Here is a 15074-nt window from a genome sequence, read left to right on the forward strand (position 1 = left end):
TGTTACTCCGCCCAATGGACCGAAGCGGCCCCAAGAATGACAGATACCGGTGCCTGCATCGGATCATCAAGCGCCACGGCCTTTTCCAGCGCGTCGCGTTTGTCGCGCCCGGTAATCAGCACATGAACCGCCAGTGCCGATTTCAGCGCCGGTGCGGTCAGGGTAACGCGTGGCTCGGGCGCACCGGGGGCGGTCACCGCCATCAGCGCAGGCGCGTCATCGTCCAGGGCCGCGGCAAGCTGGTCCGAGCCGGGAAACAGCGAAGCGGTGTGCATGTCTGCGCCCATCCCCAGCAACAGCACCGAAATGGGCAGCAGCGGCGCGATGCGATCCGCCGCCTTGGCAACACCGGCGTCGGACAGGTCGCTGCCGTCGTAATAGCCGATGAACCGGGCCTTTGCCGCCTTGTCCTGCAACAGCCGTTCGCGGATCAGCCGGGCGTTGGAGCGGTCCGAGGTTTCCGGCACCCAGCGTTCGTCGGTCAGCAACACCTGCACGCGGCTCCAGTCCAGGTCCGCCGCACTGAGCGCGTCGAAGGCCGGACCCGGCGTGGTGCCGCCGGGCACCGCGAAGGTCACGGTGTCATGGGTCATCAGCGCGGTATTCAGATCGCCGGCCAGCTTGTGGGCCAGCTCGATCATCAGAAATTCCCGATCGGGATAGTCTTCCAGGTTCATCCCCTCAGCTCCCTCCATCTGCGCCCGTCACGGTGGATCAGTTCCAGCGCGCTTTCGGGACCGGCGCTGCCGGAATCATAACCGTCGGGCTGCTGATCCCCGTTTTCCCAGGCTTCGATGATCGGATCGGACCAGGCCCAGGCCGCCTCGACCTCGTCGCCGCGCATGAACAGGGTCTGGTTGCCCCGGATCACATCCATGATCAGCCGTTCGTAGGCGTCCGGGATGTCCTTCAGCTTGACGCCCAGGATTTCAGAGAACGTCATGTCGAGGGGCACATCCACCAGGCGCATGCCGCCCGGCCCCGGTTCCTTGATGGTCAGGCGCAGGTCGATGCCTTCGTTGGGCTGCAGGCGGATCGACATCTCGTTTGCCGCACTGCCGCTGTTCGGCCCGAAGATCGAATGCGGGGTTTCCTTGAACCGGATGACGATTTCCGAGGTGCGGTTGCGCAGGCGTTTGCCGGTGCGCATGTAGAACGGCGTGCCTTGCCAGCGCCAGTTCGAGATCTGCACCTTCATCGCCACGAAGCTTTCGGTGATGCTGTCGGGATCCTCCACGTCTTCCAGATAACCGGTCAGATCCTTGCCGGCGCGATACTGGCCGCGCACCACGTCCGTAGGCGGCACCGGGTCCAGCGCCCGGATCACCTTCAGCTTCTCGTCGCGGACCGCGTCGGGCTCAAACCGCGACGGCGGCTCCATCGCGATCAGGCACAAAAGCTGCATCAGGTGGTTCTGGACCATGTCGCGCATGGCCCCGGATTTGTCATAATAGCTGCCCCGCCCGCCAACACCGACGGTTTCGGCCACAGTGATCTGAACGTGGTCGATAAACTGGGCGTTCCACAGCGGTTCGAACAGGATGTTGGCAAAGCGCACGGCCATCAGGTTCTGCACCGTTTCCTTACCGAGATAATGGTCGATCCGGTAAATCTGACCTTCGTCGAAATAGGTCGCCAGCGCGGCGTTCAGCGCCTTGGCAGACTTCAGATCGCGGCCAAAGGGCTTTTCCACCACGATACGGCTGTCCTCATCGGCAAGGCCCTTGGTTTTCAGCCGTTCCGCGATATCCCCGAACAGCGACGGTGCAACCGAGAAATAGAAGGCCCGCACCACGCCGTCGCGCAACAGCCCGCGCAATTCCGCCCAGCCGTCATCGCCGGTGGCATCGACGGTGACGAATTCCAGGTGCCGCAGGAAGCCTTCGATCACATCATCGGGCTTGGATTCCAGATCGGCGAACTCCAACAGGGCTTCGCGCACCACTTGTCGATAGGCGGTCACATCCATTTGGGATCGCGCGGCCCCGATCAGCTTGGCATCCTCGGGCATCTGTCCCGAGGCAAAGCGGCGAAACAGACCTGGCAGGATCTTGCGGCGCGCCAGATCGCCTGTGGCGCCGAAAATCACCAGGTCGAAGCTGTCGACCGGTATCGTGCGAGAAACCATGGTACCCTTTCCCTCCCTGGAAAGCCCTTGTCGGGCAGCAGAGCATCCGCGCCCTGATAGCGCAAACATTTCCATTCCAGCGGTTACTAGCAGAACCTGAGATTATCACAAGCGTGTCACTCTATCGCTGCAATGCTTCCCATATGACTGACACAGCAATACAACGGTCATTCGAAAAAGTCGTGGGGCGAGTGGATGAAAGACGTTGCAGCGCAGGTACCGGGTAAGTTCTCCGATCCGTTCGTCACGGCGAAAGGCGAAACGCGCGCTTCGGTGGCGCTGCGCGATCCGCAGACGCTGTGGTTCAACACCGGCACCCTGTGCAACATCGAATGCGTGAACTGCTACATCGACAGCTCTCCCACCAATGATCAACTGGTCTATCTGACCGCCGAAGAGGTCGCGGAATACCTTGACCAGATCGCCACGCGCGGCTGGCCGGTGCGCGAGATCGGCTTTACCGGCGGTGAGCCGTTCATGAACCCGCAGATGATCGCCATGGCCGAGGATGCCCTTGGTCGCGGCTTTTCCGTACTGATCCTGACCAATGCCATGCGCCCGATGATGCGCCCGACGGTCCGGGCCGGTCTGACACGGCTGCAAGAGACGTTTGGCAACAAGCTGACCCTGCGCATCTCGCTTGACCACTGGTCGCCCGCGCACCACGACGAGGAACGCGGCACGGGCAGTTTCGACAAGACCCTTGAGGGCATGATCTGGCTGCGCGAGCAAGGCATCGCGATGGATGTGGCCGGGCGCACCATGTGGGGCGAGGCCGAAGCCGAAGCACGGGACGGCTTTGCCCGGCTGTTCGATGCCCATGGTTTCGACATCGACGCCACTGACCCCGGACGCCTGATCCTGTTTCCCGAGATGGACGCCAGCGTCGATGTGCCCGAGATCACGACCGACTGCTGGGACATCCTTGGCAAAAGCCCCGACGACGTGATGTGCGCCTCAAGCCGGATGGTGGTGCGCCGCAAGGGGTCGGATCATGCCACGGTGCTGGCCTGCACGCTGCTGGCCTATGATCCAGAGTTTGAATTGGGCCGCACGCTGGAAGAGGCCGAACAGCCGGTGCAATTGAACCACCCCCATTGCGCGAAATTCTGCGTGCTGGGCGGCGCCAGCTGCTCGGCCTGATCCCGCAGCCGACACGGCCACAGGACCGGCCAGCCAAAATGCCTCAGGCGTCGATCTGGGCCACCATGCGTTCCAGACGCTCCATCGCACGCACGCCATCGGCAATCTCCGGCACATCGCGCGCCTCGCCGCGCAGGACCGCCGCCGCATCGCGCAGCAACGCGGCATAACCCTTGTGATCCTCGTTCGCCGCGGCCGTGAAATTCGGCGTCCATGACAGGGTATCGCAGGCCGGGTTCAGGGTGGCACCGGGATCTTCGGCCTTGAAGGGCGGATCGCGGTAGAGGGCGACATTGATGATATTGTCCACGTGCAGGCGGGCGTGATCGCCGATGATCCGCAATTCCTCCATCGGGGTGCCGCGCGACTGGACCGTGCCCATCACCACATTGCCGATCACCCCGGCGCCGGTGGTGAAGTTGAGGTGCAGCAGCAGTTTTCCGGGCTGGGGAGAAACGCTGCGCACCTGCATGTCGCCAAAGTCTTCGCCTATGAACCACGGGATCAGATCCATGTAGTGCACGCAGTGATGCAGATAGAAGCCGGTGTAATCCGGCGCGCCCTCGAAATAGGTGGGCGCGGTCATATAGGTGCCGCCAAGGCCCAGAATCGCGCCGAATTCACCGCCTTGCAAGACGTTACGGGCGATGCGGTTTCCGGTGGAATAGCGTTTCATGAACCCCACGATCACCGGTTTTCCGGCCGCTTCGGCGGCACGGGCCACAGCGCGCGCGCCCTGGGCGGTGGCGGCGGGCGGCTTTTCCATGAACACCGGCAGCCCGGCCTCCAGCGCGGCGATGGCCGCGGCCTGATGCAGGTCGGGGCCGACCGCCATGCCGATGGCATCCAGACCGGGCGTGGCGATCAGGTCGCGATAACCGCTGTGACAGGCGGTGACCCCGTATTCCAGGGCCGTGCGGCGCAGCGCCGCCGCGTCGCGATCACAAAGGGCGGCGATGCGAATGTCGTTGCGCCCCAGTTGCGGCAGCAGCATCTGCCGTGCGTGACGGCCGCACCCGATCCAGCCGATATTGATCATTGGTCCACCCCTGCCAGTGTGAGCGCATGTCGGATCACCCCCAGCCCGGCGCGCAGCTTGGCGCTTTCATCCTCGCGCGGGGCGCGCCAATGGGCGATGGGCAGGGCGACGCGGTCATCGGCACGGCGGAACGGCTCCAGCGAGATCGGCCCGGAATAGCCCACCTGGTGCAGCGCCCGCATGATGGCCGGCCAGTCCATGTGGCCGGTGCCGGGATGGCCGCGATGGTTCTCGTTGGCCTGAAAATGCACGATGTGACCCCCGGCCAGCCGGATGGCGTCGGGGATCGAGCGATCCTCGATGTTCATGTGAAAGGTGTCCAGCAGCACGCCCAGCCCCGGATCGTTGACGGCCTGCACCACCTCGACGGCTTGCCGGGTGGTGGACAGGATGTCGGTCTCGAACCGGTTCAGCGCCTCGACCGCGAAGGTGATCCCGGCGGCGCGGGCAATCGGCGCCACCTGCGCCAGCCCTTCGACCGTGTGGGCAGCACGGGCCGCAATCTCGGCATCTGTGCGCGGCACCGGGGGTCGACCGGCAAAGACCATCGGTTCGCCATACAGCGGCCCGCCGACGATGGACACGCCCAGTTCCGCCGCCACCTCGACACAGTGCTTCAGGTAGTCCAGCCCGCCCTGCCGCTGCGCCGGATCGTCGGAAGCGATGGAACGTTGCGGCGTCACCCGTGCGGCCAGTACAAGAAACACGCCCGCCTCGGCTGCGGCGGCCTTCACATCGGCCAGAGGCAACGCATCCTCCGGCTCGGGCACCAGCAGTTCGATGAAGTCGAAGCCAAGCCCGGCGGCCGTCTTGAAATAGTGCAGGTCGCGGCCGGTGAACGGACGCGTGAACTGCATGGAGATGATGCCGATGGGATTGTCCAAAGCCTTGTCCTTTCCTAGCCCTTGACCGCGCCCTGCGTCAGCCCCGAGATCAGGCGCTTCTGTACCAGCAGGAACAGCACCGTGGCGGGCATGGCCCCGACGATGCCGCCTGCGGTCAGCAAGCCCCATTGCACTTCGTATTCGCCGATCAGCGTCTGCACCGCGACGGTGATGGTGCGCACGTTGCGCCCGCCCAGCGTGAGCGCATAAAGGTATTCGTTCCACGAGGTGATGAAGATGTAGATGCCGGTGGCGATGATCCCCGGCAGACACAGCGGCAGCACCACCCGCACCAGCGCCTGCATCCGGGTACAGCCGTCGGTCATCGCGGCTTCGTCCAGCGATCGCGGGATGCCGTTCATGTAGCTGACCATCATCCAGATCGAGAACGGGATCGCGATGGTGGAATTGGCGATGATCAGCGCCAGATGCGTGTCCAGCAGCCCCAGCACCCGCATCAGCACGAACAGCGGCAAGATCAGCAACACCAGCGGAAACATGTTGATCAGCAGGAATTGCAGCATCAGCAGCCGCTTGCCCGGAAAGTTGAAGCGCGAGAACGCATAGGCGGCGGTGACGCTCAGCGACAGGCCAACCAGAACGGTGCCGCTGGCCACGATCAGGCTGTCCAGCAGGTTGTCACCGAAGCCGACCGTATTGAACAGGCGGGTGTAATTCTCGATGGTGGCATTCCAGATCGACGGGCCTTCTGTGAACAGGGTGCTTTCGCGGCTGATCGAGGTCAGGAACATCCACAGGTACGGGCCCAGCGTAAAGGTCAGGATCGCCAGCATCGGCAGATCGACGGTCAGCAGGCGCTTGCCCAGCGACGGTTTGTGCAGCGCCATCAGGACACCGCCTTTCCGGTCCGCTTCAGATAGAACACCACGACCACCATCAACAGCAGGGTGAACAGCACCGCGATGGCCGAGCCATAGCCGAAGTCCAGATTGGTGCGCGCCTTCACGAAGGCATAGAGCGGCAGCGTGTAGGTGGCATAGCCCGGCCCGCCGCCGGTCATCACGAAGATCACGTCGAAACTGTTGGCGACCCAGATCATCCGCAGCAGCACGGCGGTCATCATCACCCCCGAGATGCCCGGCAGGGTGATGTAGCGAAACTGGTTCCAGGTGCTGGCGCCATCGATCGACGCCGCCTCGTAATAGCTGCGCGGGATGGATTGCAGCCCGGCCAGGATCATCACCGCGAAGAAGGGAAAGCCCTGCCAGGTCAGGGTCAGGATGATCGCCGCCAGCGCGGTATCGGGATCGGCCAGCCACGGGATGGCGCGCTGGATCAGGCCCAGCCGCAGTAGGAACTCGTTGGCGATGCCGTAGTTGCTGTCATAGATCCAGACCCACATCAGCGCGATCACCACCGAGGGCAACGCCCAGGGAATGATGATCAGCGCACGCGCGACGGGCCGCCACGGGAACGGCTGGTTCAGCAACAGCGCGGTGACCAGTCCCAGCAGCAATTGCGCGGGGATGGTGGTGGTCATCCAGATGATGGTGTGGCGCAGCGAAATCCAGAACACCTCGTCCTGAAGGGCGGCCTTGAAGTTGCCCAAGCCCACCCATTCGAAGTCATTGGGACGGAACAGGACATAGTCATGCAGGCTCATCCAGGCGGTCTGCACCATCGGAAAGAACACGATCGCAAGGGTGACGATCACCGCAGGCGACAGCATGGCATAGGGCAGGATCCGCCGCGACAGGGCCCGCGCGGGCGGGACATCGGCGTTCTGGACGGGGGGCAAGGATGCGTCTGTCATGACCTGCGGCGTTCGGGAAAGGAAGACAAGCGGCCGGGGCGCGACAGGCGCCCCGGCCAGGGGAGGACCCTATTTGCCGAAAAGCTCGGCAATCTCGGCATTCATCTCGGCGGGTGTGATGTCCCCGATCAGCACCCGTTGCATCGAGGTCGGCCAGACCGTGTTCACGAAGTCCGCCGTAGCCGAGCTGTTGGGCAACATCTGCGCGAACGGCAGACTGTCGACGGTGGCTTGCACGAAGCGCTGCGGATGCAGCGACCAGCTTTGGCTGTCGGCCTTGACCACGGGAAGCTGCCCGGTGGCCGCGTTGAACATGGAATTGTTGCCTGCCGAGGACAGGAAGCTGATCCATTTCCAGGCGGCCTCCTTGTCTTCGGCGTTGGCCAGGACGGCGGTGCTTTCGTCCCCGAAGGCGGTCCAGCGTCCGCCGCCGCATTCCGGCACCGGCGCGGCCGACACCTTGTCGCCCAGGGCTTCGACCATGCCGTTGGCCGAGCCGATGTGATGGATCGTCATGGCCGTCTTGCCGGCCTTGAAGCCACCAATGATCTCCTGAAAGCCGTCGTTGGGCGCGGATGGCGGGAAGGCCTCGTCGGTCTGGAACAGGTCGGCTACGAATTGCGTGCCAGCCACCCCCGCTTCGGAGGTCAGCCCATCGGTCAGGCTGACGCCCTCGCGACCCAACGTGAAGCTGGCCCAATGGTCGTGCCCGCCCTTGGCACCGCGAAACCCGAAGCCATAGACATCGATCTGGCCATCGCCGTCGGTGTCGCGGGTCAGCGCCTTGGCCGCATCGCGGAATTCCTCGCAGGTGGTGGGCACCGCCAGCCCCAGTTCCTCGAACATGTCGGGGCGGTAATACAGGTACAGCACCACGTATTGCACCGGCAGGTAGTACTGCTTGCCATCCGGTCCCTTGGCCAGCTCCAGCAGGTTGTCCAGAAGCTGGTCCCGCCCGTCCCAGCTTGCCAGTTCGTCGTCGATCGGAGCCAGCGCGCCCATTTCCACCAGTCGGGGCTGGGCGAAGGCCTTGACCATGGCCGCATCGGGCGCGTTGCCGCCGATGATCGCCGTGTACAACTGGTCGTAATAGCTGTTCCATGGCACGTTGTCGGCTTCGATCTTGATGCCGGGATTGGCCTCTTCAAAGGCTGCGATCAGCGCATCCATCGGGTTGTCGGCATTGTCGAAGTGATACCAGAACCGAACCGTGCTGTCGGCCTGCGCCAGACCGGCCACCAGCGCCAGTGCCGAGGCAAACCCCAGTGTTTTCGCGAGTTTCATTCGAAGTCCTCCCTTGCTAGTCCGCCCTTCTCAGGCGGTGATGTCCTGAAAGATCTGCCCGGCGCGGTCGAAAGCGCCCCGCGCTTCCGGCAGCGCCTGCCCCATCTGCATGAAGCCGTGCACAACGCCATCGATCCGGTCATATCGATCGTCCCGCCCCAGCCCGCGCAGGCGGGCAACCAACTGTTCGGTGTCCGACAGCAGCGGGTCGAGTTCGGCGGCATTGAGATAAAGCGACGGCAGCGCGGCCAGTTGCGCATCGCTTGCCCGCAGCGGGGCGACACAGGCATCGGCGCGCATATCGGGATCGGCGTACCAGTTCCAATAGCGATTCATCTTGTCCCGCGTCAGGCCCGGCCCTTCGCCATGCGCGACATAGCTTTCGGTATCGAAATCCGCGTCGTAGACGCCGTAGAACAGCAAGGCCGCGACGGGCAGATACTCTGCCGCGTCGATCATGCGCAGCATCGCCGCGAAGGCCAGGTTCGCGCCGGCACTGTCGCCGCAAATGCCCCAGACACGCGCGCTGTCTCGCCCCCGCCAGGCCGCCAGAACATCCTCAAGACCCGCCGGATAGGGGTTTTCCGGGGCCAGCCGGTAGTCCACCGTCAGAACCGGGCAGGCACAGGCCAGCGCCAGACGCCGGGCCGCGCCTTCGTGCGTGATCGGCGAGCAGAACGCCCATCCACCGCCATGCACATGCAGCAGCGCATGGGTGCCCTTGTCATTGGCGGGCACCACCCAGCGCGCCGGCAGACCCGCATGAAGCACATTGCGCGCCTCGGCCATTTCGGGCAGCGGATCGTTCCAGCGCAGGTTGCACAGGGCGGCCATCGTGCGCCCGTGCTGCGGCGCCATCCGGGTCGGATCGCCAAGGTCCGCATCCTCGCGGGCCAGGCGGTCAAGCACCCGCCGCATCGAGGGGCTGGGCTGGGTCATGTGGACACTCCCTGCAGGGTCAGGTCGGGACCGAAATCCACGATGGTCAGGATATGATGCGACAGCAGCCGGTGCAGTGCGGGCGCATCCCGCGCTGCCAGCGCCTCGATGATCGGCACATGGCGTTCGGCGGTTTCCTCCAGCGCGCGGTTGGGCTGGGACCGCTGGATCTTGTAACGGTGGTTGTGGATCAGGCAGCGGGTCAGGATCGGCGTCACCAGCGGCAGATCGGCGGTTTCGAACAGGCGCAGGTGAAAGGCCCGGTCATAGACCGAAAGCAGGTATTCATCCGCATCCCGCGCGGCATTGCGCATGGCATTCAGCAGATTGCGCAGATCGGCCAGCAATGGTTCGTCGGTGCGCGCGACAACGCGGTCCAGCGTGCTGCATTCCACCTCGTGCCGGATCCTCAGCAGTGCGGCGGCATCGTCGGCATTGCAGGGCGCCACATGAGTGCCGCGATTGGGTTGGCGGATCACCAGCCCCTCCTCGTGCAACTGCATCAGCGCCTCGCGCACCGTGCTTTGGCTGCATTGAAACCGCTGCGCCAGATCCAGCTCGGTCAGGGCCTTTCCGGGCGCCAGATCGCCCAGCACGATGTCCTTTTGCAGCGCCACGAACAGCGCATGGCTGCGGCGGCTGGACTGGCGCGGCACCAGCGTCGGGACCGCGGATGTGTCAAAGCTTTCGATGGCCATGGCCTGCGTGCGCTCCCCGTCGCCCGGTCAACGGGCTTGTTCGTGCATCTCATTATCGATAACATCCTTATTATCGATAACGCAAGGTTGCAGTTGGCTTGCACCCGGAAGGAGACAGCACATGGCGGACATCCGGCTGGAGGGGATCGTGAAGGACTACGGCGCTGTCCGCGCCATTCACGGCGTCGACCTGTCTGTAAACGATGGCGAATTCGTCGCTTTCGTCGGCCCGTCCGGTTGCGGCAAGTCCACCATGTTACGGATGATCGCGGGGCTTGAGGAAATCTCGGGCGGGATCCTGCGAATCGGCGGCCGCATCGTGAACGAGATCGAACCAAAGGGCCGTGATGTGGCGATGGTCTTTCAGGATTACGCGCTGTACCCGCACATGACGATTCGCGACAACATCGGCTTCGGCCTGAAGATGCGCGGCTGGAAACCCGCCGAGATCGCCGCGCGTGTGGCCGAGGCCGCCCGCATCCTGAAGATCGATGACTATCTTGACCGCAAGCCGGGCCAATTGTCCGGCGGTCAGCGCCAGCGCGTCGCCATGGGCCGCGCCATCGTGCGGGAACCCGCGGTGTTCCTGTTCGACGAGCCGCTGTCCAACCTCGACGCCAAGCTGCGGGTGGAAATGCGCACCCAGATCAAGCGGTTACATGCGATGCTTGGCACCACTATGATCTATGTGACCCACGATCAGACCGAGGCGATGACCCTGTCGGACCGGGTGGTGGTTCTGAAGGGCGGCCACATCGTGCAGGAAGGCCCGCCGATGGAGCTATACGCCCGCCCCAATTGCCGCTTTGTCGGCGAATTCATCGGCTCGCCGCAGATGAACATCTTTTCCGGCAAGGTGGATCGCAGCGGCGACCGCCCGAAACTGCGGTTCGGCGAGACGGCGCTGGAATTGGGCGCGGTGGCCGCGCAAGACGGCGACCGGATCGACGTGGGCCTGCGGCCTGAGCATTTCACATGGGCCGAGGCGGGCAAGGGGCGGATCGCGCCGACGGTGGATGTCTATGAACCCTTGGGATCGGACACGCTGGCGATCTGTCAACTGGACGGGCATGAACTGACCGCCCGACTGGACCCGCATATTCCGCTGGCCCCGCGGCAGCGGATTTCCCTGGGTTATGATCCGGCGGATCTGCATTATTTCGACGGCTCTACCGGCGCTCGGCTGACCTCCGAACCTGCGCCGGTCGCCTGACCCCTGCCCGTTCGGATCAGCCGTCCAACTCGGTGTCCAGTTCGGCATCCCAGTACAGGAAGTCCATCCAGGTGTGATGCAGATGGTTGGGCGGGAATTTTCGGCCCAGGTTGCGCAATTCCATCGCAGTGGGCGCGCGCACCGGCTTGCGCAGGGAAAAGCCCACTTGTTTGAGTGTCTTGGAGCCCTTGCGAAGGTTGCACCGCCCGCAGGCCGCAACCACGTTTTCCCAGCTTGTGATGCCACCACGGGCGCGTGGGATCACGTGATCGAAGGTCAGGTCGCCCTTGTCGCCGCAGTACTGGCATGAAAATTCATCCCTCAGAAACAAATTAAAGCGCGTGAAGGCCACGCGCTTTTGAGGTTTGACGAAATCTCTGAGGACAACAACCGAAGGGATCTTGATCTCGGTCGTGGGGCTTCGGACCACCGTGTCGTATTCGGCAATGATGTCCACCCGATCCAGGTAAGCCGCCTTCACCGCCTCCTGCCAGGGCCACAGCGACAGCGGGTAATAGGACAGCGGACGGTAGTCCGCGTTCAGCACAAGCGCCGGGTGGTGCTTGAGGTTCTGAGGTTCCCGAACGAAGTTGGTCCTGAATTCCACGTTCATCTGTGCGCTGATCCCTAGCCTGACCGGCGGGACGGCGCCAACGCCCCTTCGGCACCATGACTATATATGGCGTTCGCCATCCGACAACCCCCGCTAGATGCTGTAGAGGTCGCTTTCGGGATAGAGGGTCGCTGTAACGCGAATGTGACGCCTATTCAGGCAGTTCCAGACCCAGTTGCTTGCGGATGAAGGACAGCGACACGCCCAGACCGTCAGGCGAAATCCCGTGGCCGGTGCCTTTCATGACATGGGCGTAGACTTCGAATCCCGCGGCCGTCAGCGCATTTGCGGCTTCGGGCAGGGATTGTGGCGGCACCACGTCGTCCTGATCGCCGTGCAGCAGCAGCACCGGCGGGCGGCTCACCACCTCGGCGGCCAGCATTTCAGGCTCGACCAGGCGGCCCGAGAACCCCACGACGCCGGCCAGTTCTTCGGTTCGCCGGGGGGCCACATGCAGGCTCATCATCGTGCCTTGCGAAAAGCCCACAAGGATCATGCGGTTGGCCGGCAGGCCTTCGTCGACCAGCACCTGGTCGAGAAAGGCGTTCAGATCCTCGATGGCGCGGCCCATGCCCTGCATCGCCGCTTCCTCGCTGGAGCCGTCGATCCAGGGGATCGGGAACCACTGGAAGCCCGCCGGATTCATCGGGCAGACCTCGGGCGCGTTGGGCGCCAGGAACACGGCGTTGGGCAGATGCTGCGCCAGCGGCTCGGACAGGCCCAGCAGATCGTTTCCGTCGGCGCCATAGCCGTGCAGGAACACCACGATCGAATCGGCTGTGCCCGATGCCGCGTCCTTGCGGCCAAATTCCAGTACCCGTGTCATCTGATCCCCTCGCGATCCTTTGCCACCCGGTAGTAGGCCCACAGAAGCCGGGCGGCAACCGACCGCCATGGCGTCCAGGGCGCGGCCATCTCGCGCAGGGCCTTTTCGCTGGGGCGATCCTCCAGACCGAACAGCAGGCGCGCGCTTTCCTGCAGCGCCAGATCCCCCGGTGCAAAGACATCCGCCCGGCCCAGCGAGAACATGGCGTAGATCTCGGCGGTCCAGCGGCCGATGCCCGGCACCTCGACCAGCGTGGCGATCACCTCATCACAGGGGCAGTCGCGCAGGGCGGCATAGCGGATGCGCGCCTCGGCCAGCGCCCTGGCATAGCGGATCTTCTGGCGCGACAGCCCGCAGGCCCTCAAGTCTTCCTCGCTGGCCCAGAGGATCTTGCGCGGCCCGGTCAATCGCGCCGCCTTCAACCGGCCCCAGATCGCATCCGCCGCCGCGACCGAGACCTGCTGGCTGACGATGGCGCCCAGCAGCGCCTCGAACCCGTCCTTGCGGCGGCGCAGCGGCAACGGGCCGGTCAGGGCCAGCGCGTCGGCAAAGCGCGGTTCGATCCGGGCCAGATGCGCGGCGCCTTCTGCCACGCAAGCGGGCGTCATGATGATACGTTCGTCCATGTCTGCTCCCTGATCCAATCCAATGCCTGCGTGACCGAGGCCAGCACCCGGCCTTCTGGCTGCGGCGGGCGCGCGACCATGACGACCGGCAGGCCCAACGCGCGGGCCGCTTCCAGTTTGGCCCGGCCTGCCGCCCCTCCTGCGTTCTTGGTCACCAGCAGGTCGACCCGGAACCTGCGGAAAAGCGCGATCTCGGCGTCACGGGTGAAGGGCGGGCGTCCGACCACGTAGTCACCCCGCGGCCAGGGGAAGGGCGCGGGGGACAGATCGATGCGGCGGCAGATGACTTGATGCCGGTCCATCCCGGTATAGGCGTCCAGATGCTCTGGCCCCGTCGCCATGAACACCCGCGCACCCTCGGGCACCTGCGCGGCGACCTCGGCTTCGCTGGCCACCTCGGTCCAGCGGTCACCCGGTCCGGCCTGCCATGCAGGGCGCAGAACCCGCGCATGGGCGACGCCGTGCTGGCGGCACAGGCGCGCGGTGCGGGCCGCGATCCGGTGCGCGAAGGGATGGGTGGCATCCAGCACCGCCTGCACCCGGTGCCGCGCCAGATAATCGGCAAACCCCGCATCCCCACCAAACCCCCCGACCCGTGTCGGCAGCCCAAGGTCCGCAGGGCGCGCAGTGGTTCCTGCCAGCGAGGCGGTCGCCGCGATCTCAGGCATCCCGGCCAGTGCGCGGGCGACCTGCCGAGCCTCGGTGGTACCGGCCAGCAGCAGCAAGCGCAGGCTCATGTCGCCCCGGCCCGACCAAGGATCGTGCCTTTGCGGTCAATCACCACCACATCAGCCTGCACCGGCGCGTCGCGCAGCAGCGCAAACACGGTGTCCAGCGCCCGGTCGGCCACCACCTGTGCCAGCCCCGGACCGGCAATCTCCAGCGCCTGCAATGCGGTATTGGCGGCGGACACATCGGCCAGTCCGGCCTGCTGCGCCCAGCCGTTCAGCACCGCGAAGTCCACCTGGCTGCGGCCCGAATGCAGGTCCCGCGCCCCCTGCCCCAGCTTGGTCAGCTTGCCGATGCCGCCGCCGATTGTGATGCGCGCCACCGGGTGCCGTGCGAGGTATTTCAACAACCCGCCCGCGAAATCGCCCATGTCCAGCATGGCGTGATCCGGCAGACCGTACAGGCGCTGCACCGTTGTCTCGCTGGTGGCCCCGGTGCAGCCCGCCACATGGGTCAGCCCATCGGCTCGCGCCACATCGATGCCGCGATGGATCGAGGCGATCCAGGCCGCGCAGGAAAACGGTCGCACGATGCCCGTGGTGCCCAGCACCGACAGCCCGCCCTTGATACCCAGCCGCGGGTTCCACGTCTTTTGCGCCAGTTCCGCCCCGCCGGGGATCGAGACGGTCAGTTCCACATCGCCTCGCTGGCCAAAGCGCGCGGCCTGCTCGGCCACCACGCCCTGCATCATGGTCCGGGGCACCGGGTTGATCGCAGGCTCGCCCACTGCCACCGGCAGGCCGGGCATGGTGACCACGCCAACCCCCGCACCCGCACGGAAAACCACCCCCGCCCCCGGCGCCAACGCCCGCGCGCGCACGCGGATCACCGCGCCATGGGTCACATCCGGATCGTCGCCCGCGTCCTTCATGACCCCGCATTCCGCCCAATCCGGCCCCGTCGCGCAGTCCTGTAGGTCGAACAGCGGGGTTTCGCCCTTGGGCAGCACGATCCGCACCGTCGGCGGAAACGCCCCGCCCCACAGCCGTTCCAGCGCGCCCAGGGTGGCGGCGGTGGCACAGGCGCCCGTGGTCCAGCCACGGCGCAGCGCGGGAGGTGTGCGAGCGGTCATGCCAACGTGCCTACAAGAAAGGCAGGCCTGCGCGCAATCGACGGCGTTTCGCAACACCGGGGCCGCGACGGACTTTCCCAGCGGCGCAAGGGACGGCATAAGCAGG

The 15074-nt window shown here is 65.1% G+C and carries 16 protein-coding genes; 2 read left to right on the forward strand and 14 right to left on the reverse strand.

What is annotated here, in order from left to right; translation table 11 throughout:
• Positions 1 to 2 precede the first annotated feature (2 nt).
• Both pgl and zwf read right to left on the reverse strand, forming a co-directional pair.
• Positions 3 to 677 (reverse strand): 6-phosphogluconolactonase, encoded by a 675-nt coding sequence (gene pgl, locus H8B03_RS10545; RefSeq protein ID WP_193141708.1) that lies wholly within the window; start codon positions 675 to 677, stop codon positions 3 to 5.
• Entirely contained in the window at positions 674 to 2128 is a 1455-nt protein-coding gene (gene zwf, locus H8B03_RS10550) for a glucose-6-phosphate dehydrogenase (protein WP_193141709.1), read from the reverse strand. The genes pgl and zwf overlap by 4 nt, the downstream gene beginning before the upstream one ends.
• 195 nt (positions 2129 to 2323) lie before the next feature.
• On the opposite strand from zwf, the gene H8B03_RS10555 reads away from it, so the two are divergent.
• On the forward strand, positions 2324 to 3271 hold the full coding sequence (locus tag H8B03_RS10555) for a radical SAM protein (protein ID WP_193141710.1): 948 nt from the start codon (positions 2324 to 2326) through the stop codon (positions 3269 to 3271).
• Between the two features lie 43 nt (positions 3272 to 3314).
• Here the strand turns inward: H8B03_RS10555 and H8B03_RS10560 are convergent, their stop codons facing one another.
• The 7 genes from H8B03_RS10560 to H8B03_RS10590 form a co-directional block, all read right to left on the reverse strand.
• Positions 3315 to 4310 carry a Gfo/Idh/MocA family protein gene (locus H8B03_RS10560; protein ID WP_193141711.1) on the reverse strand — a complete coding sequence of 332 codons (996 nt, stop codon included), beginning with the start codon at positions 4308 to 4310 and terminating at the stop codon, positions 3315 to 3317.
• Positions 4307 to 5194: a sugar phosphate isomerase/epimerase gene (locus H8B03_RS10565; protein WP_193141712.1), complete on the reverse strand. Its 888-nt coding sequence runs from the start codon at positions 5192 to 5194 to the stop codon at positions 4307 to 4309. The genes H8B03_RS10560 and H8B03_RS10565 overlap by 4 nt, the downstream gene beginning before the upstream one ends.
• Positions 5195 to 5208: 14 nt before the next feature.
• A complete protein-coding gene (locus H8B03_RS10570) occupies positions 5209 to 6042 on the reverse strand; it encodes a carbohydrate ABC transporter permease (RefSeq protein ID WP_193141713.1) in 834 nt (277 codons plus the stop codon).
• Positions 6042 to 6968, reverse strand: coding sequence for a carbohydrate ABC transporter permease (locus tag H8B03_RS10575; RefSeq protein ID WP_193141714.1), 927 nt, complete (start codon positions 6966 to 6968; stop codon positions 6042 to 6044). The genes H8B03_RS10570 and H8B03_RS10575 overlap by 1 nt, the downstream gene beginning before the upstream one ends.
• 69 nt (positions 6969 to 7037) lie before the next feature.
• Complete coding sequence (locus H8B03_RS10580) at positions 7038 to 8252, reverse strand: sugar ABC transporter substrate-binding protein (RefSeq protein ID WP_193141715.1); 1215 nt, start codon at positions 8250 to 8252, stop codon at positions 7038 to 7040.
• Between the two features lie 30 nt (positions 8253 to 8282).
• Positions 8283 to 9191, reverse strand: coding sequence for an alpha/beta hydrolase (locus tag H8B03_RS10585; protein ID WP_193141716.1), 909 nt, complete (start codon positions 9189 to 9191; stop codon positions 8283 to 8285).
• Positions 9188 to 9889 carry a GntR family transcriptional regulator gene (locus tag H8B03_RS10590; RefSeq protein WP_193141717.1) on the reverse strand — a complete coding sequence of 234 codons (702 nt, stop codon included), beginning with the start codon at positions 9887 to 9889 and terminating at the stop codon, positions 9188 to 9190. The genes H8B03_RS10585 and H8B03_RS10590 overlap by 4 nt, the downstream gene beginning before the upstream one ends.
• 121 nt (positions 9890 to 10010) lie before the next feature.
• On the opposite strand from H8B03_RS10590, the gene H8B03_RS10595 reads away from it, so the two are divergent.
• Positions 10011 to 11102 carry an ABC transporter ATP-binding protein gene (locus H8B03_RS10595; RefSeq protein WP_193141718.1) on the forward strand — a complete coding sequence of 364 codons (1092 nt, stop codon included), beginning with the start codon at positions 10011 to 10013 and terminating at the stop codon, positions 11100 to 11102.
• Positions 11103 to 11118: 16 nt separating this feature from the next.
• Here the strand turns inward: H8B03_RS10595 and H8B03_RS10600 are convergent, their stop codons facing one another.
• From H8B03_RS10600 to H8B03_RS10620, 5 genes are all read right to left on the reverse strand, one after another.
• A complete protein-coding gene (locus H8B03_RS10600; protein ID WP_193141719.1) occupies positions 11119 to 11715 on the reverse strand; it encodes an HNH endonuclease in 597 nt (198 codons plus the stop codon).
• 151 nt (positions 11716 to 11866) lie between these two features.
• The gene (locus tag H8B03_RS10605) at positions 11867 to 12541 is read right to left on the reverse strand and encodes an alpha/beta hydrolase (protein ID WP_193141720.1); all 675 of its coding nucleotides are present in this window, start codon (positions 12539 to 12541) and stop codon (positions 11867 to 11869) included.
• On the reverse strand, positions 12538 to 13167 hold the full coding sequence (locus H8B03_RS10610) for a DNA-3-methyladenine glycosylase (RefSeq protein WP_193141721.1): 630 nt from the start codon (positions 13165 to 13167) through the stop codon (positions 12538 to 12540). The genes H8B03_RS10605 and H8B03_RS10610 overlap by 4 nt, the downstream gene beginning before the upstream one ends.
• A complete protein-coding gene (locus H8B03_RS10615) occupies positions 13146 to 13904 on the reverse strand; it encodes a cobalt-precorrin-6A reductase (protein WP_319022468.1) in 759 nt (252 codons plus the stop codon). Before H8B03_RS10615 ends, H8B03_RS10610 begins: the two co-directional genes overlap by 22 nt.
• Complete coding sequence (locus H8B03_RS10620; protein ID WP_193141722.1) at positions 13901 to 14968, reverse strand: cobalt-precorrin-5B (C(1))-methyltransferase; 1068 nt, start codon at positions 14966 to 14968, stop codon at positions 13901 to 13903. The genes H8B03_RS10615 and H8B03_RS10620 overlap by 4 nt, the downstream gene beginning before the upstream one ends.
• Positions 14969 to 15074: the final 106 nt, after the last annotated feature.

The sequence above is a fragment of the Meridianimarinicoccus sp. MJW13 genome (genome assembly GCF_014901205.1).
Classification (GTDB): domain Bacteria; phylum Pseudomonadota; class Alphaproteobacteria; order Rhodobacterales; family Rhodobacteraceae; genus Meridianimarinicoccus.